The sequence below is a fragment of the Candidatus Kaistella beijingensis genome (assembly GCF_020084865.1).
GTDB classification, from domain to species: Bacteria; Bacteroidota; Bacteroidia; order Flavobacteriales; family Weeksellaceae; genus Kaistella; species Kaistella beijingensis.
Window position 1 is genome coordinate 1,167,440 of the sequence record NZ_CP071953.1, and the last position, 24,462, is coordinate 1,191,901.

Sequence of the window (24,462 nt, forward strand, 5' to 3'; positions counted from 1 at the left end):
TTTTAATTTTACTTTTTTAATATTTAAAATTTAATTTAATTGCATATATCACAAATAACTAAATTTTATGTTGTATAATTCGTTTTTGTTTGTTAACTTTGAAAGCAAGTTTAACCAAAACAATTATTACATTATGAAAAAACTTTTACTTATTGCCTCGTTTTTGGCAATCCCGTTTTTCGGAAGCGGACAGATTTTTCAGGAAAATTTTGATGGCGCAGGTCCCGGTTTCGCGGCTTGGACCCTGATTGATGTAGACGGCCTTACTCACGCAGCGAATGTAGCAGAATTTAATGCAGGTGCATGGATTAGAAAAGACAGAGGTGGACCCACCCCAAACTATGGTGGTCCCGACGGAGACTTTGCTGCAATGAGCTCCTCATGGTATGATCCTGCAGGAACTTCAAACGACTGGCTCATTTCCCCACAAATTACACTCCCTGCTGCTGCAGCATTTTTACAGTGGGATGCAAAGGCACAAGATCCACAATACAAAGATGGTTATAAAGTAATGCTTGCACCCAACGGAGGAAATACCGTGGCAGATTTTACGGTACAGCTCTTCAGCATTGCTGCAGAAAATTCCACTTGGACAACCAGAACTATTTCACTTGCTGCCTACGCAGGTACAAATGTGCGCATTGCGTTCGTGAATAACTCCAATGATATGTTTGTGTTGTTGGTTGACAATATTTCTGTTCAATTGGCTCCGACTTCACCTCCAGGTTGTCCAACACTTACATCTCCATCAAATAACGCAATTGACGTAGATTACATGACTCCTGTTACATTGTCGTGGACCGCTCCTGTGGGTGGACAAACCGCATCAAGTTACGATGTATTTTTCGGTACAACAGCTAATCCGACCACATTGTTAACTAATGTGACCACTACAACTGCTTCAGTACCAATTACAAGTCTCGCCCCTTCAACAACTTATTACTGGAGAGTAGAGTCTAAAAACGGCGCAGGAAATTCAACAGGATGTTCGGAATTCAAATTCACTACAAAAGCAAATCCATTTGCACCTTATTGTGGACCACTTCCATTTACATTTACCGTTGAGCCTATTACTTTGGTAAATTTCGCAGGAATTGATAATACCAGTTCAGCAGCTACAGCAGGTGCGACACAACACGAAAACTTCACAACCATTTCGGGTAGTGTTACTGCAGGGAACTCTTATCCAATTACATTAAAAGGAAACACCAACGGAAACTATACCAACAGATTCGTGGTATTTGCAGATTGGAATCAAAATGGCGTTCTAAATGATCCAGGTGAAGTTTATGAAATTACCCAAACTATTGTAAATTCCAACGGAACAGATGGTGTACAGGCCGTTCAAACTTTAGCGGTACCTGCGACAGCACTCAATGGAACAACAAGACTGAGAGTTAAAAAGATTTTTGGAACGACTAATTTCCTCAATCCTTGTTTAGGTGCATCTTTCGGACAGGCTGAAGATTACAGCTTAGTAGTTTCTGGAAGTGCGGCAGTTTCTAATGCCAACAAAGCACAGGCAAAAGTTTATCCAAACCCTGTAGTTGATGTTTTGAATGTAGAATCGGCCTCTAAAGTGATATCGCTTTCGGTATATGATCTCTCAGGAAAAGCAGTTTCTTCTCACACTTTGAACGCTGTGAAATCTCAGGTTAATCTATCAAAATTATCACCGGGAGTTTACATCGTAAACATTGAAACTGAAAACGGAACGCAATCCGTGAAAATTGTTAAAAAATAAACTTTAACTCTTAATATCAACGAAAGGTCTGCAGAAATGCAGATCTTTTTTTGTGATCGTATTTAAGTCAGTATCAATTTTATTATATAAATTTTGAAAATCAATTTCTTAGTCCCGACCCTGAACGGTGGAAATTGATTTTCTTAAGAGCTTTATTTTTTTATTTATTGTACTGAAACCTTGTGAGATCACAAAATAATTACTACTTTTGCACCTCGAAATAATTAACAAATTTATTTAACATTATGAACAATTACGAAACTGTTTTCATTTTAACTCCCGTTCTATCTGACGCACAGGTGGAGGAAGCAGTAAAAAAGTTTGAAGACTTACTAAAGTCGCACAATTGCGAAATCGTTGCCAAAGAAAATTGGGGACTGAAAAAATTGGCTTATCCGATTCAATTAAAAAAGAATGGATTCTACACTTTGATCGAATTCAAAGGTGAAGGAAATGTAGTTGCAGATTTAGAAACTGCTTACAAGCGTGATGAGAGAGTAATTCGTTACCTTACTACAAAACTTGATAAACACGCAGTAGATTATGCGGTAACAAGAAGAACCAAAGTAAAAACTGCAAAAGCTTAATTTTAACCCTCTAAAAAATTTAAAGAAATGGCAATAGACGATATGGCTAAACAAGCCTCAGCTGGAGGTGAATCTGAAGTAAAATTCCTTACTCCACTTGATATCAACACAAAATCTGAAAAAAAATACTGTAGATTCAAAAAATACGGAATCAAGCATGTAGATTACAAAGATGCAGACTTCCTTCTTCAGTTCGTAAACGAGCAGGGAAAAATCCTTCCACGAAGATACACCGGAACTTCTTTGAAATACCAAAGAAAAGTTTCTTCTGCAATCAAAAGGGCAAGACATTTGGCTTTGATGCCTTATGTAGCGGATTTGCTTAAGTAAAATGCAACCGGCTTTCGGCAATCAGCTGTCAGCTTTTAAAAATTATTAAATAATTTGTTGGTTGCGAAAAACGCACCTAACTTTTAAATACAAAAAGGACAACAATGGACATTATTCTAAAAAAAGACGTAGAAAACTTAGGACTTGAGTTCGATACCGTAAGTGTAAAACCTGGTTACGCAAGAAACTTCCTTTTACCGCAAGGTTTGGCAGTTTTGGCAACTCCAAAAAACAAAGCGAATCTTGAAGCTACTTTAGAGGCAAGAAAAGAAGAGGAAGCTAAATTGGTTGCTTCTGCAAACGCAATCGTAGATCAATTGAAGAAAACCAACATCACGATCGCTACCAAAGTTGGTGCAGGTGACAAACTTTTCGGATCAATCAACAATGCAAGCCTTTCTGAAGAATTGGCAAAAGCAGGTGTTGAAGTGGATAAAAAATACATCAAAATTCCTGGAAACACGATTAAGAGAACAGGTAAATTTGCTGCATTAATCAGACTTCACAGAAATGTAGAGCACAATTTCGAATTCGACGTAGTTTCTGACGCTCCGGTTGAAGTTGCTCCAAAAGCAGCTCCAGCTCCTAAAAAAGTTGAAGAAACTGAAGCCACTACTGAAGAAGCTTAAAGACAACTCGTCTAAATCTCCGATATAGAAACCCCTCTGAAAAAGGGGAACCCATCAATATAAATCCGGTAAATTATTTTTATCGGATATTTTGTTTATTAATCTAAGCAGTCGAATTTTCTAAAAATAAATGATAAATTTGTTTGATGCTGCGACTTTTCATTTACTTCCGGCGAAGTATAAAAAAATCATTCGACAATCTTCGGAATGAAAAACTGAAACATAACCTGTTGCAGGCCATTCCGTTTTGGATTGGTTCGCTGATTACGGGAGTTTTCGCAGTGATGTACGCCAAAATTTTCATGTGGGGCGAAAAACTGATGAACCTCATCATGGACTGGAATTCGTGGATGATTTTTATTATAGCTCCGATTGGTTTTGTACTTTCGTGGTGGTTGGTTAAAGAATTTGCACCGTATGCAAAAGGAAGTGGCATTCCGCAAGTGATGGCGGCAGTAGAATTGGCAAATCCGAAAGAACACACCAAAATCCGAAATCTTTTGAGTTTAAAAATTCTTGTTTTTAAGATTTTATCGAGTTTGGCTTTAATTATCGGAGGTGGAGCGATTGGTCGAGAAGGACCCACCATTCAAATTGCAGGTTCTGTTTTCCGTAAAGTTAATGAATATCTTCCTGATTGGTGGCCGAAAATTTCCAAGAAAAATATGATTATGACGGGCGCTGCGGCAGGACTTTCTGCGGCGTTTAACACTCCGCTTGGCGGAATTGTTTTTGCGGTGGAAGAACTATCCAAAACACACATCAATTATTTTAAAACCGCTTTGTTTACGGCGGTAATAATTGCGGGTTTAACGGCGCAAACTTTGGCAGGATCTTACCTTTATTTAGGCTATCCCAAAACGGCGGATGTTGCCCTTACTGTAATGTTTCCCGTGATTTTAGTGGCTGGAATTTCTGGGATTTTTGCAAGTCAGCTTTCGGTAGTGATGTTGAAAATAAGTTCATGGAAAAAAAGATTGAAAACCAACAAAGCCCACATTATTTTTCTGGTCATTTCCGCCTTAATCATTGCTTCACTCGCTTATTTTGTGAACCGAGAAATTTTAGGTTCTGGAAAAGAAATTATGGAGCGAACCCTTTTTACTGAAAATAAACATGAAGATTGGTACGTTCCCTTTTTTAGGATGATTGGTCCTGCTTTATCGTTTACCTCCGGTGGAGCGGGCGGAATTTTTGCACCTGCACTCTCAGCGGGAGCAAGTATTGGTTCCGTAATTTCCGGTTGGATTCATTTAACACCAAATGAAACCAACGTCGTAATTTTAGCAGGAATGGTCGCATTTCTCACCGGAATTACAAGAGCGCCATTTACTTCTGCCATCATCGTTTTGGAAATGACGGATCGACATTCCTTAATTTTTCACTTGATGCTTGCAGGAATGGTTTCGTCGCTGATTTCTTTAATGGTGAGTAAAAATTCCTTATACGATTCGCTGAAAAACACTTATCTCGAAGAACTTCGAAAAGAGGAAAAATGATTAAAAATAAAAAACCCTCTCAAAATTGAAAGGGTTTTAAGAATTAGTTTTAATATCTTGTTGAAGGAATTTTTACATTTCCTAAAATATCGGGGAAGTAAAGATCAGATAATTTCTCGAATTCATCACCTCTCATAAACATCGACGCATCTACTTCTTCGTAAGAATCTTTTCCTGCAGCCCCGATTAATTCGTTGCAAGTGTGAAGCGTATTCTTATGGAAGTGGTAAACTCTCTCACTTTTATCGGTAACATCCAAACCTTTGATGAGCATTTTATCCTGTGTTGCAACTCCGGTCGGACAACTGTTGTTGTTACATCTTAAAGCCTGAATACAACCCAATGCAAACATAAATCCTCTTGCGTTGTTACACATATCCGCTCCCATTGCGATGGCTCGTAAAATATCCAATGCAGTCAAAACTTTTCCACTTGCGATGATTCTTACTTTATCTCTTAAGTTAAAGTTGTTTAAAGTACGGTTCACGAAAATCAAGGCAGGTTCAAGCGGCATTCCTACTCCATCTGAGAATTCCGGCGGTGCAGCTCCGGTTCCACCTTCTGCTCCATCGATGGTGATGAAATCAGGGTAAATTTTTAACACATTCATTTGAACGCAGATGTCTTCAAATTCTTTCGTATCACCGATACACAGTTTGAATCCGATTGGTTTTCCACCCGATAATTCTCTTAATTCCTGCACAAATTTCAATAATCCTGCAGCATTTGAAAACGCGGAATGCGATGGCGGAGAAATAATTGTCAATCCTGGTTGCACGTGACGAATCGCCGCAATTTCCGGAGTGTTTTTAGATCCCGGCAAAACTCCACCGTGACCTGGTTTTGCTCCCTGTGAAAGTTTAATTTCCACCATTTTCACATTCGGAATGGAAACATTTTTCTTGAAAATTTCAGGTGAAAATTTTCCCTGTTCATCACGACATCCGAAATATCCTGTCCCAATTTGCCAACACAAATCGCCTCCTTCCAAATGATAAGGAGAAATCCCCCCTTCACCGGTATTGTGGAAAAACCCTCCTTTTTTCGCACCTCTGTTCAAAGAAATCTGCGCACGGTCACTCAACGAGCCGAAACTCATTGCAGAAATATTAAAAATAGAGGCGTGATATTTTTGAGTACACTGCTCGTTTCCTACCCAGACTCTAGGCAATTCTTCTTTCGGAGATTTTGCGTAGATGGAATGTTTGATTCCTTCGTATTTTCTGTTGTTGATATTAAGTTGCGTACCAAAAGGAACGGTATCACTGATGTTTTTTGCTCTACGATAAGCCGCAGAACGCTCATTTCTTGGAAAAGGCTTTCCATCGGTTTCTCTCTCGATGAAGTATTGTTGCATTTCTGGCGAAATACTTTCAAAGAAATAACGGAAATATCCAAGAACGGGAAAGTTCCGAAGGATGGCATGTTTTGTTTGATATGCATTATACAATCCCAATGCATAAATACATGTTAATAAAATAGGAATCCAATAATGCGCCTTGATTAGCAACGAAATTGCCCAAATCACAATTAGAAATACAATTCCCCACTTGATGAATTTGTCTCTCATTACAAAACTAATTTTTATGAATTCCGTAAAATTAATAATAAAAAGCCAATGAAAAAAACATTTTCATAAAGAAGCATTTTATTGTTTATCAGTAATTTAAGGAAAATTTTAAGATTCTAATTAATCATAAAAAAAATCATGAGTAAAGCATATAAAAATTTAACTTTCCATAAGAAAGGGCATATTTCTCTACGAAAAAAATTGTGCTAATTATCTGCTCCAGGTCACTTTTTGGTGTTGAACATCCTCTGAATTGGTACCAATCATGATGTCGAATTCCCCCGATTCCCAGTCGTACTTCAAGGAATTGTTGTAAAACTTCAAATCTTCTGTTGAAATATTGAAAGTTACCTTTTTGCTTTCTCCTTTTTTCAAGTAGATTTTTTGGAAACCTTTCAACTCTTTTACAGGCCTTGTTATGCTTCCAACCAAATCTCGAATGTAGAGTTGAACAACTTCTGCTCCATCAAAATTTCCTGAATTGGTAACAATTACCGACGCTTGAATCGTTTGATTTCCGACAGGATTTGTATTGGAAACAGAAATTGGCGAATAGGTAAACTTGCTGTAACTCAATCCATAACCGAACGGATACAGTGGCGTGTTGCATTCATCCATATAACTGGTGCGGAATCTTTCAAATTCACACTTGTCCGTTTTTTCTTGGCTTAAAGACCGACCTGTATTTTTGTGGTTATAATAAATTGGAACCTGCCCCAAACTTCTTGGGAAAGTCACCGGCAATTTCGCAGAAGGATTTATTTTTCCGTAAAGTACATCCGAAATTGCGTTTCCGGCTTCTGAACCTGCAAACCATACGTTCAGAATTGCATCCGGAGTTTCTTTAACATTGGTTAAAGCCAAAGGTCGCCCCGTGAAAAGTACCATTACAATTGGTTTTCCTGTTTTTTTCAACTCATTTAACAAATCAACTTGAGATTGCGGAATGGTAATTTCTGTTCTTGAAGAGGATTCGCCGCTCATTTCGGCAGACTCACCGATTGCCAAAACAATGACATCTGATTGATTGGCAATATCTACAGCTTCTTTTAACAAAACCTCTTTGGGACGATTATCTCTGTCCGTCAATTTTCCGTGAGCTGCGTAAATGCTTTCGAGTTTTTCGCTGTAATCAATGTTTGCGCCTTTTGCGGATAGAAACTTCACGTCTTTCCCAAAGTTATCCTGCAAACCTTTCATCAACGAAACTGCGTTCGCATGTTTTGTAGCGACGCTCCAAGTTCCTGCCATGTTCAGCGAATTATTTACCAAAGGTCCGATAACTGCAACTGTTCCCGATTTTTTTAATGGCAGTACATTGTTATCATTTTTCATCAAAACCATCGATTGTGCCGCAGTGTTTCTTGCGATATTTCGGTTTTCTAGACTGTAAACTTCTTTCTGAGCCAATTTTGCATCACCATATTTATAAGGATTGTCGAAAAGTCCTAAATCATATTTAGCCTCCAGAATTCTTTTTGCCGCCAAATCGATTTCAGCCTGGGTTACTTTTCCTTCTTGCAGCGATTTTTTGTTAAAACGCCATCAAACAAAAGCAATTTAATATTTGGCGTAATATTTGAGAAGATTGAAATTCATTAACTTTATAAAAAATATCACAATGAGACGAAATACTATTCTAGTTGCTACCATGGCCATTGCAACTTTAGGAACTACTACACAATCCTGCCTTGCTTTGGCAACTTCAAGTGTAGGTTTAGCCGTTTTAAAGCAAATTCTTTTGGGGGGCATCACTAAAGGACTGAATATTTTCAGTGATCCAAATAGTTTTATGGCAAACCAGTTAATTGAAGCTGCAATGCCGCAGCAATTAAAGAGCATCAACAACACGCTTACCAATTTAGGATTGAGCAATTTGGTACAGAAAGAAAAACAGTATATCGCACAAGCTGCAGCTTTCACGGTAGAAACTTCAAAACCAATATTGGTGAATGCAGTAAATTCTTTAACAGCCGAAGATGCTGCAAGAATTGTTCAAGGCGGAAGCGGTGCTGCGACACAAATTTTAAAAGAAAGGTCTTCTCAACAATTAATGGCGGCAATCGCTCCCAAAGTGGATGCCAAACTCAATGAATTTGGTATTGTGAAAACACTTAATCAGGCTTTGGCTGGATCAAATATTTTGGGTACGATTTTAGGAGGTCAAAACTCTGGAAGTTCAGTTACGGGCGGAATTAGCAAATTTGCTTCGGAGCAAATGGTAAATGGACTTTTTAATATTATTGAAAGTCATGAGCAACAAAATTCCACTCAAATTCTAAATTCGTTGGGAGGAATGAAATAAAATAATTTAACTATTTTTGAAATTCCGGGGCTTTATCCGGAATTTTTTTTAAACCTTAAATCAACAAATCACATGAATATTTTAGAAGATCAAAAAGACCAAAATCCCGATGAATTTTACGCTTCATTAAAAGAAAAATTGGAAGCAACCCACGATTTTCCTGAAGATTACATGTTTAAGTTTATCGTTACAAATGAAGATTCCAAACACACAGAAATTTATCGTGTTTTCGATAACGTAAAATTTACCTTAAATACCAAGGAAAGCAAAAACGGGAAATACACTTCAATTACCATCAATGCCTTTGTTTTGGATGCGGATCAAGTTATTAAAATCTACAAAGAAGTCGGCAAAATTCCGGGAGTGATGATGTTGTAGAGCGGGAAGATGGAAGTCTAGAGATCGAAATTTAAAGATAACTTATGCATTGATAATTTTTTTTACCTCAAAATCTTTATTACTTATTACTTATTACTTATTGCTCATTGCGTATTGCTCATTGCGTATTGCTCATTACTCATTACTAATTACTCATTACTAATTACTCATAAAAAATGAACATCCTTATCACGGGTGGAACCGGTTTAATTGGAAAGTCTTTGGTTAAAAAACTGAAAGAAAAAAATCACAATGTCAAAATTTTGACTCGGAAGAAAACTGAAAATCCTGAGGAGTTTTATTGGAATCCTGAGGAGAAATTCATTGATGAAAAAGCTTTTGAAAACCTTGATTCCATCATTCATTTGTCTGGAGCAAACATCAGCGAAAGATGGACTGAAAGCTATAAAAAACAACTTTTTTCAAGCCGAATTGACTCTGCAAACCTTTTGAAAGAATATTGTAAGAAAAGGAATATACATCTGAAATCATTCATTTCCGCCTCGGGAATTAATTACTACGGAACTTTTACTTCCGATCAGGTTTTGGATGAGAATTCAGGAATCTTAAAACATGATTTTTTGGCCAAACTTTGTGTTGAATGGGAAAAAGCTGCTGAAGATTTCTCTGAAATTTCCGACCGAATCGTTTGTTTGAGAACCTCAATGGTTTTGGCAAAAAATGGCGGAGCTTTTCCGATGCTCAAAAAAACGGTTGATTTCAATATAGGTTCTGCGGTTGGTTCTGGAAAGCAGTGGATGAATTGGATTCACGTTGAAGATTTGGTAAACATGTATATTTTCGTGTTGCAAAATTCGGAACTCAATGGAAAATTCAATGCTGTTGCCGATGAAATTCCTACGAATGAAATGTTCATGAAAACATTGGCGAAAGTTTCGAAGAAGTTTTTTCTTCCGATCAATGTTCCCAGTTTTGTGATGAAATTGGCATTCGGCGAAATGAGTTCGATTATTTTGGAAGGAACCAGAGCGTCAAACGAGAAAATCAAATCGAATGGATTTGAATTTAAATATGACAAAATTAAAAAAGCGTTTGAGGATTTGATGTGAAATGTCAATTCGCTTTGCTGTGAATGGTGAATTTAAATCGTAAAAAGAAATTTAAAAATTTTTCAAATTCACTGCGAAGCAAATTCACTTCCCTCATTTTTCAATAAAAAATTTCACATTCTCAATCGGTCGGCCAACCATGGCAACGGAACCTTTAATGAGAATTGGTCGCTGTATCAATTCGGGATTTTCAATTAAAACCTTGATCCATTCTTCATCGGAAAGAGTTTTATCCGCAAATTTTTCCTTGAAAACAGCTTCGTTTTTTCTGATGATTTCATGAACATTCATATTCAATTTTTTCAGAACGGTTTTCATTTCAATTTCCGTTAAAGGATTTTCAACAAAATCGATAATTTCAAACGGAACATTGTTTTCGTCGAGAAATTCTAAAATTCCACGTGATTTTGAACATGAGTTATTGTGAAGAACTTTGATCATTGGATTACTGGATGTTGGGTGATGTAAGCTGGATGTTTTTTAAGAATCATCCCAATGCTTATTACTTATTACATTGCTCATTGCTCATTAAAACAAACCGTGCAATTCCGTTTCTATCCTTTCTAAAATATAGCCGAAATCTTCAGGTCTTTCCACAAAATCTAAGTCATCAACTTCGATAATTAGTAGTTTTCCTTCTTTGTAGCTGGAAATCCATTTCTCATATTTCTGGTTGAGTTTGGAGAGATATTCAATGGATATCGACGCTTCATAATCACGACCTCTCTTGTAAATTTTCTTTACCAAGTTAGGAACATCCGATTTTAGATAAATCAATAAATCAGGCGCAGAAACAAAACTTTTCATCAGTTCAAAAACAGAAGAATAATTTTTGAAATCGCGGTCAGAAAGCAGGTTCATGTCATTCAAGTTTTCTGCAAAAATGTGGGCATCTTCGTAAATGGTACGATCCTGAATAATGTTTTTTCCACTCTCACGAATTTCTTTTACCTGCCGGAAACGGCTTCCCAAAAAATAAATCTGAAGCGCAAAACTCCATTTGCTCATGTCGCCATAAAAATCCTCCAAATAAGGATTATGATCTACATCTTCAAACTGCGCATCCCAACCGTAATGCTTTGACAACATGGTAGTTAAAGTAGTTTTTCCTGCGCCGATATTTCCTGTAACCGCAATGTGCATGCCTAAAATAAAAATTAAGTGATTAAGAAATTAAGAAATTCAGCAGAATTTTACCTATTACCGATTGCTGATTATTCATTACTTATTGATTCGGTAAAGATAAAGTTTGTTGCCTTTGATTTCAAAATAAGCCGAAGAGTTTTTATCCACAATTTGTGAATTTTCAGCTTTGAAAATGGTTATCAGTGAATTATTTTCAAGTTTCTGAATGGTATTTTTCCCAATGATTAAAATATTTTCGTTTTCTCGGCGAAGTTGTTTTCCATTTTCGAGGGGCGATTCAAAGAGTTTTGTAGACTTAAAGTCGTAAACAGAAAAATGTCTTTTAGTCAAAAGATAAAACTTATTGTCAAAAACCAAAACATCGGCAACATTTTCATAATCAATGTTAAACGAGAAAGAATTGATGATTTGGTCGGTCCTGAAATTATACTGAATCAATCTTCTTGTCGCTTCATCCAAAAGCCAAACCTGCTGTAAATCTTCTACATAGAGTTCTTTGATGAAACCAAATTTTTGACGAAAATTGACGGTTTGAATTAAATTCAAATTTTGGTCAAAGAATTTCAATTCTTGTGCATTTTCAGAAAACGATGGAATATTTAACGGATTTTGAACCAATTGAATTTTAAAGGGTAAAGTGAGCAACAATTTCCCCTGTTGCTTTCCGAGAGAATCGTATTTGGTAAAGGAAAAATCTTTGTTTTTGTAGAGGTAGATGTTTCCGTAATCGTCGGCGAATAAATCGTTTGCATCTTTTAACTTCAAAGAATCAATCGAGGTGATTTTCTGCGCAGAAATGGTGCAGAAAAGAAAGATGGATAATATTTTAAAGATTTTTTTCAACCAACATTTCGGTGCTTCGCACCTCAAAATTATAGACCAATTATTTTCTACCAACATTTCGCGGCTTCGCCGCTTAATGAAATCACTCTTAAAACACCCATTCACGAACACACCTACGCACCAACATTTTTACTAATCAATCGAAACCTCGTAAATCTTCGACCATAATTTTCCCGTCACCAACATATTGTCGCCTTTAAAAGCGATTCCGTTCAACACGTCGTTTGTTGGATCTTTGGTGTGCAGTTTTGCAATTTCGGTGAAATCAAATTTCCCCACGACTTCGCCGTTTTGTGGATTAATTTTTAGGATGATTGGTTTTTGCCAAACGTTAGCGTAGATGAAACCTTTGTGGTATTCCAATTCGTTGAGTTGGTCATAAGCTTCGGTATTTCCTGCCACCGAAATGTAGCGAACCATTTTTGACGGATCAGAAACGTCGAGGAAATAAATATTTTTGGTACCGTCGGAAGCGATAAGGTTTTTGCCGTCATACGTTAAACCCCATCCTTCTCCCATCACGTTTGGATAAGCAAATTCGCCCAAAAGTTTTAGGGAATTTTTATCGTAAATAAATCCCTTCTTATTTTGCCAAGTCAACTGATAAATTTTGTCGCCCACAATGGTTGCACCTTCCGAAAAAACATCTTCAGGTTGAGAAGTTGACGCGATTGGAGTGGTACTTCCCAAAGTATATTTCAAAATTCTAGACTCACCGTTTTGTCCGTCGGATTCATAGATTATATTTCCATCTAACTGAAAACCTTGCACGAAATTTTTCGGATCGTGCGGATATTCCTTCACAATCTTATAATTGAGTTTTGCTTCCGAATTTTTTGCAAAAACGTTGATGGTTGCGTCTTGAGTCAAAATTTCACCACTTTTTTTCTTTACGTTAAAAGTTACGGCATTATCTCCCAAAGTGAAAAATTTTGGATCAACCACCAAATTCGAGGTTTCCTTATCGCCGAAACTGATGGAAATGCTTTCCGCGTTATCGGTTACTTCTTTAGGTAAATTCAGTCGGTCGCCAAAATGATAACCTTTCGATTCCATCGAGGTGTTGTATTCGTTTAAAGTATTGAGAATTTCTTTGTCCTTGTTACAGGAAATGAGAAACGTGAAAGCAAAAACAGCTAAAAGAACTCTGATTTTCATTAATAAATTTTTTCCAAAAATACTGATTTTTAGCAACAAAAAATAAGCCTAAAATTTTTAATGAAATGCTGTGGTTTTTGTGCCTCCAATACAGGAATTAATTAAAGACTGAAAATTAAATTCGTACATTCACCGTAAACAAAAATCTTATCTTTGTAATAAAATTATTTCAATGAAGAATTTGCTTGTTCTATTCGTTTTCGTTTCAACCTTTATTTCAGCGCAGAATTTTAGTAAACAAGATACTTTGAAAGGTTCTGATACGCAATTCAGAAATTTTTGGGATGTCAAAAAATATGAACTTTCCGTGGAGCCGAATTTTGAAAAGAAATCCGTATCAGGAACCAATAAAATTACATTTTCAATTATTAATAATGTTTCAAATCCAACATTTCAAATCGATTTGCAGCAACCGATGGAATATAAAATCCTTGATTCTGACTTGAAAATTTCTTCTGAAAAACGCGACGTAGACTTTATTTTCATACAAACCAATCAAAATTTAAAAAAAGGAGAGACGCATTTTCTTACCATTCAATATTCGGGAAATCCAACTATTGCAAAACGCGCACCTTGGGACGGAGGTTGGATTTTTGAAAAAGATAACAACGGAAATCCCTGGATCACCGCTGCACAGGAAGGAATCGGAGCTTCTGTTTGGCTGCCGATAAAAGATATTTGGAGCGACGAACCCGACAACGGAATCGCGATGAAAATTGTTACTCCAAAAGATTTGGTCGGCGTAGGAAACGGAAGATTGATTTCTAAAGCTACTGAAAACGGTAAAAACATTTTCACTTGGGAAGTTAAAAATCCAATCAACACATACTCCATTATTCCAAGTGTTGGGAAATATGTGAATTTCAATGAAGTTTATGATGGCGAAAAAGGAAAACTCGACATGGATTATTGGGTTTTGGATTACAATTTAGACAAGGCAAAAAAACAGTTTACCCAAGCAAAACCGATGATGAAGGCATTTGAATATTGGTTCGGCCCATATCCGTTTTACGAAGATTCCTACAAATTGGTTGAAAGTCCGCATCTTGGGATGGAACACCAATCGAATGTTGCGTATGGAAATGGCTTTAAAAATGGTTATTTGGGAAGAGATTTATCGGGAACAGGAGTTGGTTTGAATTGGGATTTCATCCTCATTCACGAAAGCGGTCACGAATGGTTTGCGAACAACATCACTGCAAAAGATCAAGCCGATATGTGGATTCATGAAGGTTTCACCTGTTATTCGGAAACGCTTTTCACTGAAAAATTCATGGACAAAAAATCGGCAGAAACTTATGTTCAAGGATTGCGACACAACATCCGAAACGACGTCCCAATTATCGGCAAATACGGCGTGAGAAAAGCAGGAAGTGGCGACATGTACTACAAAGGCGCAAATATGCTGCACACGATTCGCCAAGTAATTAATGATGATGAAAAATTCCGACAAATTTTGCGTGGTTTGAATAAAGATTTCTACCACCAAACCGTGACCACGAAACAGATTGAAGATTATATCAACCTAAAATCGGGAATCGACTTCTCCTCTGTTTTCAACCAATATTTAAGGACGACCAAAATTCCAATTTTAGAATATTCTCAAAAAGGAAAAGTATTAAAATACCGCTATACGAATCTAGTGGAAAACTTCAAACTTCCTTTAATAATCAATGGAAATCAGAAAATTTCGCCGACTGAAAAGTGGCATACTTTGAAATTGAAATCTAAAAAAGCGGTGGAGTTGGACGGGAATTATTATGTAGAGTATAAAAAGATGTAATACTTTAAAAAAATTGGCAAATCAGTTTTTGGGGATTGATTCTTCGTTTCCTATTTTAGAAAAAAGAATTTCCGGCGCAATTTAATTTTTTTTACAATCTTTTCCATCACCCATTCTTCATCAAAATCCTAAACGTACTTCCCTCTCCAACGGCGGTGTGCACAATTTTGATGTCGCCTTTATGATATTCCTTAATCACCCTTTTCGCCAAAGACAAACCTAATCCCCATCCACGTTTTTTGGTAGAATATCCTGCCTTGAAGGCGTTTCTCGCCTGGAAATTCGTCATTCCGGAACCGGTGTCTTTAAAATCGATTAGGACGTTTTTATTTTTTTCGTATAGATTAATTTCAAGACGTCCTTCACCTTTCATTGCATCCACGGCATTTTTCACAATATTTTCAATCACCCAACTCAAAAGGATTCGGTTGTGCGGAATCAAGATTTCTTGTTGCGGCAGAACCAACATGAATTTCACTTTTTTAGAAATTCGCGATTTCAGGTAATCGTAGTTCTGTTGCAAGGTTTCATTGATGTTCAAGTCATTCAGTTCCGGAACAGAACCGATTTTCGAGAATCTTTCAGAAATGGTTTTCAGTCGGTTGATGTCGTTTTCGATTTCTTTTACGCCTTCGCTGTTTTCGTTTTCCAAGCGCAGAATCTCAATCCAACCAATCATCGAGGAGAGCGGCGTACCGATTTGATGTGCGGTTTCTTTTGCCAATCCCGCCCAAACGTAACCTTCGTCGGTTTTTTTAATCGTCTGAAGAAACCAAAACGAAAAGAAAATATAGGTTAAAATAAACAGTCCCAACATGTACGGAAAATACCGCAAATTATTAAGCAGTTGGGAATTGTCGTAGTACACGAACTGCTTCTGGGTCTGCGAAATTTTCAGCTCAAAGGGTTTGTAGCGGCTTTCCATATCGGCAATCAACCACTGAAGTTTTTTGGGGTCGTTAACAATCTCTTCAGGAATATTTCTATAAAAACCTTCAGCAATTATCGCTTTGTGATTTCCATCTGTAACAATAATGGGAAGCTTGTCGTTCTCCCTAAAAATGGTAAACAGTAAATTCTGGGTATCTGAATCAATGACCTTGTTGGCTTGCTGAATTTTCATTGCTTCCGCAAAAACACTGATTCTGTTGGTTTCCCGCTGTCTCAGTTCATTAATCAGAAACACGGAATAGAGCGCAATCCCGAAAACAATTGCGGTAAAAAGGATATAAAGGACCCAATTGTTTATTTTCGAAAAAAAACTCCGTTTCCTCATGTTTGTTATTTCAATACATTCAACACTTTGTACAACGCGTCGCTCAAGTTTGAATTTTGATAATTGTTAATGATAATTGCAAAAACATATTTTTTACCGTCTTTGGAAGTGTGGTAACCTGCAAAAGATTTCGTGTCCTTCATCGTGCCGCTTTTCATTTTCATGCCGTTTCCCTGCGTTGGGAAACCATCGAAAAATTCATTGAACCAAGGCTGTTTTCTGCTCCATAAAAGTGACTGAACTTCGGCTCTTGCTGAAACATAATTTTGAGGAGAAAGTCCGCTTCCGTCGGCAAAATTAATCATTGCGGAATTGATTCCCTTTCCTTTCCAGAAATCTTTTAGATAAGAAATTCCTGCATCAAAACTTCCCGAATTTTTCTTTTCTTTTCCTAATGTTTTAATTAAAGTTTCGCCATAAAAATTCACACTTTTTCGCATGAACCAAAAAATAATTTTGTCCAAAGTCGGCGATTTGTATTCGAGTAGTACGTTATTTTTCGGAGCAGCCAGAATATATTCACCATTAATTTTCTGCATCGAGGTGGAAGTGATTTTTCCATTGAAATCAATTCCCGCTTCTTTCAGCCAATTTTTAATTTCGCTTCCTAAAGTTAAAGGCGGATTGGGTGTTGCTCCCGAAACAGTAACCGCTTTTGCAGGCAAATTTCCGTTGATATAAGCGACGTCGGAATAAGGCGCTGTAAAAACCAAACTTTGGTCGGAACTTCCTCCCGTTTTCACTTCATTTACCCATTTTACGTTTGGCAAATCAACGTTCAAATTTTTAATTTCTTTACCGTTCATATTGATATCGAACTGATTTTCACGCCAATTCAATCCCCAAACTCCGGCGCCGTAATAATTCCCCATATCGTTCCACGGCCAACCTCCGGGAGTTGTCTGAAAATCAAAGTAAGAATCATCCAAAATCAAATCACCGGAAATTTTTGAAATTCCGTTTTGCTTAAGGGCATCAATTAATTTTTGTTTAAAGTTTTCTGGTTTGTAGTTATCGTAGCGCCAACTTCCCAATGTGGGATCTCCGTTGGAACTGATGAAAATATTTCCCGACAGATTTCCAGCTGAAATATTTCCAGAATAAGAAGCCGTCGTGGTGTACTGATAATTTTTTCCTAAAGTTTCCAAAGCCGCTGCAGCCGTGAAAATTTTCTGTGTGGAAGCAGTTGAAAGTCCCTGATTTCCTTTGTATTCATAAATGAAATTTCCCGCTTCGTCGGCAACATAAACCGAGAGATTTGCAGAATAAGCGGGTGTAGAATTCAATAGATCTTTGGTGGCTGCATCTAACTTTTGCGCGATATTTTGTGCAAAGAAAACTTGTGAACCGAGCAATAGAATAGGAATCAGCTTCATAGTATGAATTTTATTTTCAAATATAACGAAATAATCTTTTTTGTGTTGCATCATTAATATTCACAACATATTTAAAAAATAATAAAATTTTAAAAAATAATAGCTGAAAAATTTGTTAAATTCATAAATTTTTCGTAAACTTTGTACGGAATATATAAAAACATGTTATTATGGCTTCAATTATTACCGGCTTGTTCAAAAGCCAAAGTCAGTCGCAGAAAATTTCTGATGATTTAGAGCGTGCAGGTTTTAGGAATTCCGACTACATTGTGTATCTTACCGATGCAGGAATTTCCAAGGAGGTAAAAACCTCAGTTTGGCAGTCATTTTTTAACGACAACCGTATCTTGGACGACGACAGTTTGGTGGTAAGCGTAAAAGTGAGAGGCCCTGTTTCGACAGAAATTGCACGGGATATTTTCAGGCAAAACGAAAGCATTCATCAAAACTATTTCGAAAACATGAGGTTTGAAGATGCAAAATCACTGGAATACCTGAAAAGAATTGCCTCGTTACGGGCGAAATCAGAAATATTTTCTTCACCGGAAATACAAACAAGAAAAACATCCAGAGGCATTAATTCGGAAGTCTTTTTCGGTAAAAATTAAGTAACCATTTTCTTTAATCCGCTTCATTTTTGAAGCGGATTTTTCATTGTTTTAATTTTTCTCGAAAATTTGCATATCAAGTCATTATTCTCCCAAATTTAGCAGATTGCGCATATTTTTTAAAGCCATTTTATCTGCTAAATCTGCGAGACTTTATCATTTCAAATCAGAAATCAATAAGACGAATATCATAATTAATGGTAATATTCTTTCTGAAAATAAATCCGCATTCATTTTATAAAGATTTAATCCAAAAAATTCCCTATTTTTTCTTATTTTCGTGTATAAATTGGCTTTCTTAAATGGTTTACGATTTAGAACAGGAAAACAAAGAAATTCTCGCCCGTTATAAAGACTTGATTTCCAATACGTACCGAACGTTAGATGAGGAACAGAACAAACTCATCCGCAAAGCGTTTGATATTGCTTTGGATGCACACAAAGATCAGCGCAGAAAAACCGGCGAACCATACATTTACCATCCTATTGAGGTGGCAAAAATCGTCGCGAACGAAATCGGTTTGGGTGCGACTTCTATTGCTTGTGCACTGCTTCACGACGTTATTGAAGATTCCGACTATACTTACGAAGACCTCAAAAAAATATTTGGGAAAAAGATTGCCGATATTGTGAACGGACTCACCAAAATTTCGGTGATGAACCATCAGAATATTTCGATTCAGTCAGAAAATTACCGTAAACTCTTGCTTACCCTTTCGGAAGATTTCCGGGTGATTTTAATTAAGATTGCAGACCGTCTTCACAATATGCGGACGCTCGAAAGCATGACGCCCGAAAAGCAGAAAAAAATTGCTTCGGAAACGGTTTACATCTATGCTCCTCTTGCCCACCGATTGGGACTTTATAATATTAAATCGGAACTTGAAGATTTATCTTTAAAGTTTAATAATCCTGATGTTTATTGGGACATTTCTGAAAAGTTAGAACTTGCTAAAGAAAACCGTGAAAAATATGTGCAGGAATTCACCAAAGAAGTTTCGGAACAACTTGCTGAAGAAGGCTTGAATTTTTCCATCAAAGGCCGTGCAAAAGCAATTTCCTCGATTTACAGAAAGATGCTTAAACAGGGCGTGACTTTCGATGAAGTGTTTGACAATTATGCGATTCGAATCATCTATAAATCGGATGCCAAGAACGAAAAATTTCTTGCCTGGAAAATTTATTCCATCGTAACCGACCTTTATCACAGTAATCCGCAAAGAATGCGGGATTGGATTTCGCAGCCGCGTTCCACCGGTTATGAAAGTTTGCATCTAACCGTTTTAGGTCCCGACAAAAAGTGGATCGAGGTGCAAATCCGTTCCGAAAGAATGGACGATATCGCTGAAAAAGGTGTCGCAGCACATTATAAATATAAGGAAGGTTTCAGGCAAAACACCGACGAGAAAAATTTTGAGCGTTGGGTTACAGAAATCCGCGAGGTTTTAGAAAACCAGCAAGAGCTTTCTACCACGGAACTTTTAGATAATATTAAACTGAACCTTTATTCCAAAGAAGTTTTTGTTTTTACGCCAAAAGGTGAAATTAAAATTCTTCCGATTGGTTCTACCGCGCTTGATTTTGCTTTTGCAGTTCATTCCGATTTAGGCACAAAATGTCTGGGCGCAAAAGTGAACGGGAAACTCGTTCCGATTTCTTATGTACTCCAAAACGGTGATCAAGTTGATATCCTTTCCTCCCAAAATCAAAAACCAAAATTGGATTGGTTGGATATCGTGGTTACTTCCAAAGCCAAATCTAAAATCAAGGCTTACCTCAATTCCCATAAAAATGAGGCGTCGCAAGAAGGAAAAGAAACCCTGCAGCGAAAATTGCGGCATGCGAAAATAAACTTCAATGATGAGGAAATCAACAAGATGCAAAAATTTTTCAACCTGAAGACTTCGCAGGAATTGTTTATGGCTTTTCAGGATGGAACTTTGGATACGGGAGACCTTAGGAGATACATTGAGAGCAAAAGTGTTTTCAACAATCTTCTCAACAGATTAAGAAAGTCTCCAACAAAAAATCAGTTGTACGAGGAAGCTCCGGAAACCAATCTCGACATGATTGTTTTCGGGAAAGATGAGGAAAAAATGAATTATTCCTTTGCGAAATGTTGCAACGTGATTCCAGGTGATAAAATTTTTGGATTTATCACGATTTCGGATGGTATTAAAGTACACAACGACAACTGTCCCAATGCCATCAATCTACGTGCACAGTACGATTACCGAGTTCTCCCCGCAAAATGGGTGAATGAGGAAAGTTTCAAAAACCGTATCAAAATTGAAATCGAAGGTCTGGACAGAATGGGGATGATCAACGATATTACCGCCGTAATCAGCAACAATATGAGCATGGACATGAAAAGCATGTCGATTGAATCCAACAACGGCGTTTTTCTAGGGAATATCAACCTTGAAGTGAAAAACAGAAGCCAGCTTGAGGAAACCTTTAAACAACTAAAAAACATTAATGGAGTTTCGCGGGTGAAAAGACTTTAGCGAATTACGGGATACGAGGTTCGAGATTTGTAATTCGTATTTGTACTCCATTTTTAATTTTTCATTATTAATTTTTAAAATACAAACATTTGACCATCACCAATTATTTTAAAAAATTTCTCCACAGTTCTCAATCTTCTGGAATAATATTGATTCTCTGCGTTGCGATCTCGTTGCTAATTGCCAATTCCTCTTTGGGCGAATCTTTCCAGAATTTGCTCGATAAAAATATTGGCACCGAACTTTTTCACCTGAATTATCCATTAAGCATTTGGATTAATGATGGTTTGATGGCGATTTTCTTTTTACTGGTCGGCTTAGAAATTAAACGTGAAATTGTGGAAGGCGAACTTTCTAATTTCAAAAGTGCGTCGCTTCCCATTATTGCTGCGATTGGTGGAATGATAGTTCCTGCAGCAATTTATTTCCTTTTCAATCACGGAACGGAATACGCAAAAGGTTGGGGAATTCCTATGGCGACGGATATTGCATTTTCATTGGCGATTATTTCAATGTTGGGAAGAAAAGTTCCACTCTCCCTGAAAATTTTTTTGGCGGCACTTGCGATTGTGGATGATTTGGGAGCGATTCTGGTGATTGCGGTTTTTTATACCGACCAAATTCATTGGGATTATTTGGGACTTTCAGCTTTGATGGTGACCATTCTTGTTGCACTAAATTTCTTCAACTTCAAAAAACACATTTTTTATATTATTCCGGGATTATTTTTGTGGTACTTCATGCATCACTCCGGAATTCATGCGACCATTGCAGGAGTTTTGTTGGCATTTACTATTCCTACCAACATCTCGACAACAGAAATTTCGCCGCTTGAAAAATTAGAACAGAAACTTCATCTTCCCGTAAACTTCTTAATCATGCCGATTTTTGCTCTGGCAAACACCAACATTACATTCCAGTCGGGAATGGTGGACGGGCTTTTCACCAATTTCGGGTACGGAATTATTTTAGGATTGTTTTTAGGAAAACTTCTTGGAATTACGTTTTTTTCATGGATCTTTATCAAACTGAAAATCAGTTCTTTGCCTGATCAAAGTTCATGGACGCAGGTTATGGGCGCTGCACTTCTGGCCGGAATTGGATTCACCATGTCGATTTTTATAGCCCTGCTTTCATTCAAAGGTCATCCGGAAATTCAGGATGAAGCAAAATTTGCTGTTCTTGTAGCATCATTGATTTCAGGTTTTGCAGGGTACTCTTTACTGCGATATGTGGGGAAAAAGAAAATAACAAAAACTGCTAAAGCATAAATATTTACTGTTAAGAAAATTTAACACATACAGCCGAAAGATCTCAAAATATTTTGTTGATGATTCCGTTAAATATACAAATCCTAAAATAGTTTCATGAATTTTTTGAAATTCTGTTCCTAGTTTATTTTTTTAATAGTTTATTATTTGAAGGCCCCGAAAGTTTAAAAAATTTTCGGGGTTTTTTGTAGGAGATGCGAAATGCGGGATACGCGTTGCGAGATTCGGGATTCGGGATAAAGAAAAAGTAAAGAATTTCTTCTAAGCTAATTAAAGTCATCTCAAATATGAGCAGTTTCCTCAAACCCTCAAACAATCAAACCCTCAAACCCTCAAACAAAAAAACTCGCCTCCCGCATCTCGAAGCAATTTCGTAAATTCGCAAACTTAAAGCAACATCTATCATGGTCAACAAATCCGAACTTTTTCGATTACATTTCATTGTTTTTTTGTGGGGATTTACAGCTATTTTAGGAAAATTAATTCAGGCGAATGCTCAGGTTTTAGTTTTTTACAGGATGTCTTTTGCGGCTCTGTTTCTGTATATTTTCATCCGATTTTTTAAAAAGGAAAGTTTAAAAATTTCCAAAAAACTTTTGATTCAACTTGCGGCGATTGGTGGGTTTATGGCTTTTCACTGGTTGTGTTTTTTCTATTCCATCAAAGTTTCCAATGTTTCTATTGCGTTGAGTTGTCTGTCGTTATCAACACTTTTTGCCTCGATCTTAGAACCGATTATTTTTAAAAGGAAGATCGATATTTCGGAAGTGGTGATGGGAATCGTGATTGTGATTTGTATGGGGCTGATTTTCAAAACAGAGTTTCATTACAAGGAAGGAATTTTCTACGGAATCCTCACTGCACTGTTCGGAACGATTTTCTCGGTTTTTAACGGGAAAATCTTTGGCAAGACAAGTTCGGGAAATATTATTTTCTATGAGATTTTTTCAGGATTTCTTATTTTAAGCGTCTTTTATTTGATAACGGGACAAATTTTCCAGGTGAATGAAATAAGTTACCGTGATTTGGCGTTAATCATATTACTGGCAAGTGTTTTCACGGCATTTCCAATGTTGGAGTCGGTGAATTTGATGAAGTATATTTCACCTTTCACCTTAATTTTAACCGTGAATTTGGAGCCTATTTACGGAATTATCCTTGCTTTTTTTATCTTTGGGGAATCCGAACAAATGAGCCCAATTTTTTATATCGCTTCATTAATAATGATTTTAGCAATTATTGCAAACGGCGTGATTAAGGCAAGAAAAAATGCAGCCACCAAAAAAGTAGAATTTTGATGAAAAAAATATTTTTTACAGCTTTCATTCTTTCAGGGATTTTTTCTGAAGCACAAATCATACGAAAATATTCCAACGAATTTCTAAACATTGGAGCTGGAGCAAGAGGTTTAGCGATGGGAGGCGCGGTAATTTCCAACCAAGAAGATGTCTATTCCCCAATGTGGAATCCCGCGGGATTGATCGGAATCGACCGTGATTGGCAGGGCGCTGCAATGCACGCAGAATATTTTGAATCCATTGCCAAATATGATTATCTCGCCTATGCAAAACCACTCGACAACAAGGGCGGTGTTTTTGCGATTTCGGTGGTTCGGTTAGGCGTTGACAATATTTTGAACACCACCCAAATGATTGATGCGGAAGGAAATATTGATTACGATAAAATTACAAGTTTTTCGCAGTCGGATTATGCAGGATTGGTTTCTTATGCGTTTCGTCCGGGTGGAAATCACCGACTTTCCGTAGGTGTAAATGCTAAATTGGTTTACCGAAATGTAGGGAAATTTGCGAACGGTTTCGGATTTGGGTTTGATTTGGGAATGCTCTATAATTCCGATACAGGTTGGAAATATGGCGCAATGTTGCGAGACGCCACAACAACCGTGAATTTTTGGACAGTGAATCAAAAAGAACTTTCAGCCGTTGTAAATGGTGAAGAATTCAACCCTGCGCCGAAAGACAGGATGGAACTCACGATGCCAAAACTGAATTTAGGAATGAGCCGAAATTTTGAGATCAACCGCGACTTGGAACTTCTTCCAGAAGCGGGATTAAATATTGATTTTGCGAAAACTGCAGCTTTGATTTCTACCGATTTTGCGAGCATTACGCCTTATGCAGGAGCTGAGTTGAAATTTCAGGATATGATCTTTGTGCGCGTTGGATTGAACCGATTTCAAACGGTGACCGATATTGAAAATTTGAAGCGTAAACTTTCCTTTCAGCCAAGTGCAGGAATCGGCATTAAATATCAAGGCTTAACATTAGATTACGCAATCACCAATTCCGGAGTGGGTGGCTCCAACTTTTACTCCAATTTTTTCTCCCTGAAATTGGATATGGGGGATTTCAGAAATTAAAT

21 protein-coding genes and 1 pseudogene are annotated in these 24,462 nt (G+C 37.1%); 14 read left to right on the plus strand and 8 right to left on the minus strand.

Features of this window, described 5'->3' with window-relative positions; all coding sequences use genetic code 11:
* Positions 1–133 precede the first annotated feature (133 nt).
* From J4771_RS05450 to J4771_RS05470, 5 genes are all read left to right on the plus strand, one after another.
* The gene (locus J4771_RS05450) at positions 134–1,744 is read left to right on the plus strand and encodes a T9SS-dependent choice-of-anchor J family protein (protein ID WP_224137205.1); all 1,611 of its coding nucleotides are present in this window, start codon (positions 134–136) and stop codon (positions 1,742–1,744) included.
* A gap of 245 nt (positions 1,745–1,989) precedes the next feature.
* Positions 1,990–2,331 carry a 30S ribosomal protein S6 gene (rpsF, locus tag J4771_RS05455; RefSeq protein ID WP_224137207.1) on the plus strand — a complete coding sequence of 114 codons (342 nt, stop codon included), beginning with the start codon at positions 1,990–1,992 and terminating at the stop codon, positions 2,329–2,331.
* Between the two features lie 27 nt (positions 2,332–2,358).
* Positions 2,359–2,661 (plus strand): 30S ribosomal protein S18, encoded by a 303-nt coding sequence (rpsR, locus tag J4771_RS05460; protein WP_034675795.1) that lies wholly within the window; start codon positions 2,359–2,361, stop codon positions 2,659–2,661.
* A gap of 104 nt (positions 2,662–2,765) precedes the next feature.
* On the plus strand, positions 2,766–3,290 hold the full coding sequence (rplI, locus tag J4771_RS05465; RefSeq protein ID WP_224137209.1) for a 50S ribosomal protein L9: 525 nt from the start codon (positions 2,766–2,768) through the stop codon (positions 3,288–3,290).
* 146 nt (positions 3,291–3,436) lie between these two features.
* Positions 3,437–4,789 carry a chloride channel protein gene (locus J4771_RS05470; protein ID WP_224137211.1) on the plus strand — a complete coding sequence of 451 codons (1,353 nt, stop codon included), beginning with the start codon at positions 3,437–3,439 and terminating at the stop codon, positions 4,787–4,789.
* A gap of 49 nt (positions 4,790–4,838) precedes the next feature.
* Here the strand turns inward: J4771_RS05470 and J4771_RS05475 are convergent, their stop codons facing one another.
* On the minus strand, positions 4,839–6,359 hold the full coding sequence (locus J4771_RS05475) for an FMN-binding glutamate synthase family protein (RefSeq protein WP_224137213.1): 1,521 nt from the start codon (positions 6,357–6,359) through the stop codon (positions 4,839–4,841).
* A gap of 210 nt (positions 6,360–6,569) precedes the next feature.
* Positions 6,570–7,892 (minus strand): annotated as a pseudogene (locus tag J4771_RS05480) (glycoside hydrolase family 3 C-terminal domain-containing protein); the annotation flags it as partial.
* 88 nt (positions 7,893–7,980) lie between these two features.
* Between J4771_RS05480 and J4771_RS05485 the strand changes: the two are divergent.
* From J4771_RS05485 to J4771_RS05495, 3 genes are all read left to right on the plus strand, one after another.
* Positions 7,981–8,664: a DUF4197 family protein gene (locus J4771_RS05485; protein ID WP_224137214.1), complete on the plus strand. Its 684-nt coding sequence runs from the start codon at positions 7,981–7,983 to the stop codon at positions 8,662–8,664.
* Between the two features lie 72 nt (positions 8,665–8,736).
* On the plus strand, positions 8,737–9,042 hold the full coding sequence (locus tag J4771_RS05490) for a DUF493 domain-containing protein (protein WP_224137215.1): 306 nt from the start codon (positions 8,737–8,739) through the stop codon (positions 9,040–9,042).
* Between the two features lie 176 nt (positions 9,043–9,218).
* A complete protein-coding gene (locus J4771_RS05495) occupies positions 9,219–10,112 on the plus strand; it encodes a TIGR01777 family oxidoreductase (protein ID WP_224137217.1) in 894 nt (297 codons plus the stop codon).
* Between the two features lie 93 nt (positions 10,113–10,205).
* Here the strand turns inward: J4771_RS05495 and J4771_RS05500 are convergent, their stop codons facing one another.
* The 4 genes from J4771_RS05500 to J4771_RS05515 all read right to left on the minus strand — a co-directional run bounded on the left by J4771_RS05500 (position 10,206) and on the right by J4771_RS05515 (position 13,259).
* Positions 10,206–10,553, minus strand: a complete 348-nt coding sequence (locus tag J4771_RS05500) for an ArsC/Spx/MgsR family protein (RefSeq protein WP_224137219.1) — start codon at positions 10,551–10,553, stop codon at positions 10,206–10,208.
* An 87-nt stretch (positions 10,554–10,640) separates the two neighbouring features.
* Complete coding sequence (locus J4771_RS05505; RefSeq protein WP_224137221.1) at positions 10,641–11,255, minus strand: deoxynucleoside kinase; 615 nt, start codon at positions 11,253–11,255, stop codon at positions 10,641–10,643.
* Between the two features lie 78 nt (positions 11,256–11,333).
* The gene (locus J4771_RS05510) at positions 11,334–12,101 is read right to left on the minus strand and encodes a hypothetical protein (protein WP_224137223.1); all 768 of its coding nucleotides are present in this window, start codon (positions 12,099–12,101) and stop codon (positions 11,334–11,336) included.
* A gap of 132 nt (positions 12,102–12,233) precedes the next feature.
* Entirely contained in the window at positions 12,234–13,259 is a 1,026-nt protein-coding gene (locus J4771_RS05515) for a glutaminyl-peptide cyclotransferase (RefSeq protein ID WP_224137225.1), read from the minus strand.
* Positions 13,260–13,431: 172 nt separating this feature from the next.
* Between J4771_RS05515 and J4771_RS05520 the strand changes: the two genes are divergently transcribed.
* A complete protein-coding gene (locus J4771_RS05520) occupies positions 13,432–15,042 on the plus strand; it encodes a M1 family metallopeptidase (RefSeq protein ID WP_224137227.1) in 1,611 nt (536 codons plus the stop codon).
* Between the two features lie 106 nt (positions 15,043–15,148).
* Here the strand turns inward: J4771_RS05520 and J4771_RS05525 are convergent, their stop codons facing one another.
* Both J4771_RS05525 and dacB read right to left on the minus strand, forming a co-directional pair.
* Positions 15,149–16,318: a sensor histidine kinase gene (locus tag J4771_RS05525; RefSeq protein ID WP_224137229.1), complete on the minus strand. Its 1,170-nt coding sequence runs from the start codon at positions 16,316–16,318 to the stop codon at positions 15,149–15,151.
* Positions 16,319–16,323: 5 nt separating this feature from the next.
* The gene (dacB, locus tag J4771_RS05530; RefSeq protein ID WP_224137231.1) at positions 16,324–17,694 is read right to left on the minus strand and encodes a D-alanyl-D-alanine carboxypeptidase/D-alanyl-D-alanine endopeptidase; all 1,371 of its coding nucleotides are present in this window, start codon (positions 17,692–17,694) and stop codon (positions 16,324–16,326) included.
* A 170-nt stretch (positions 17,695–17,864) separates the two neighbouring features.
* Here dacB and J4771_RS05535 point away from each other — a divergent pair, with 170 nt between their 5' ends.
* The 5 genes from J4771_RS05535 to J4771_RS05555 all read left to right on the plus strand — a co-directional run bounded on the left by J4771_RS05535 (position 17,865) and on the right by J4771_RS05555 (position 24,460).
* Complete coding sequence (locus tag J4771_RS05535) at positions 17,865–18,302, plus strand: DUF5312 domain-containing protein (protein ID WP_224137234.1); 438 nt, start codon at positions 17,865–17,867, stop codon at positions 18,300–18,302.
* A 302-nt stretch (positions 18,303–18,604) separates the two neighbouring features.
* On the plus strand, positions 18,605–20,809 hold the full coding sequence (locus J4771_RS05540; RefSeq protein WP_224137236.1) for a RelA/SpoT family protein: 2,205 nt from the start codon (positions 18,605–18,607) through the stop codon (positions 20,807–20,809).
* 89 nt (positions 20,810–20,898) lie between these two features.
* Positions 20,899–22,080 carry a Na+/H+ antiporter NhaA gene (gene nhaA, locus J4771_RS05545; RefSeq protein ID WP_224137239.1) on the plus strand — a complete coding sequence of 394 codons (1,182 nt, stop codon included), beginning with the start codon at positions 20,899–20,901 and terminating at the stop codon, positions 22,078–22,080.
* A 404-nt stretch (positions 22,081–22,484) separates the two neighbouring features.
* Complete coding sequence (locus J4771_RS05550) at positions 22,485–23,378, plus strand: DMT family transporter (RefSeq protein ID WP_224137241.1); 894 nt, start codon at positions 22,485–22,487, stop codon at positions 23,376–23,378.
* A complete protein-coding gene (locus tag J4771_RS05555; protein WP_224137244.1) occupies positions 23,378–24,460 on the plus strand; it encodes a putative type IX sorting system protein PorV2 in 1,083 nt (360 codons plus the stop codon). The genes J4771_RS05550 and J4771_RS05555 overlap by 1 nt, the downstream gene beginning before the upstream one ends.
* The last annotated feature ends 2 nt before the right edge of the window (positions 24,461–24,462 follow it).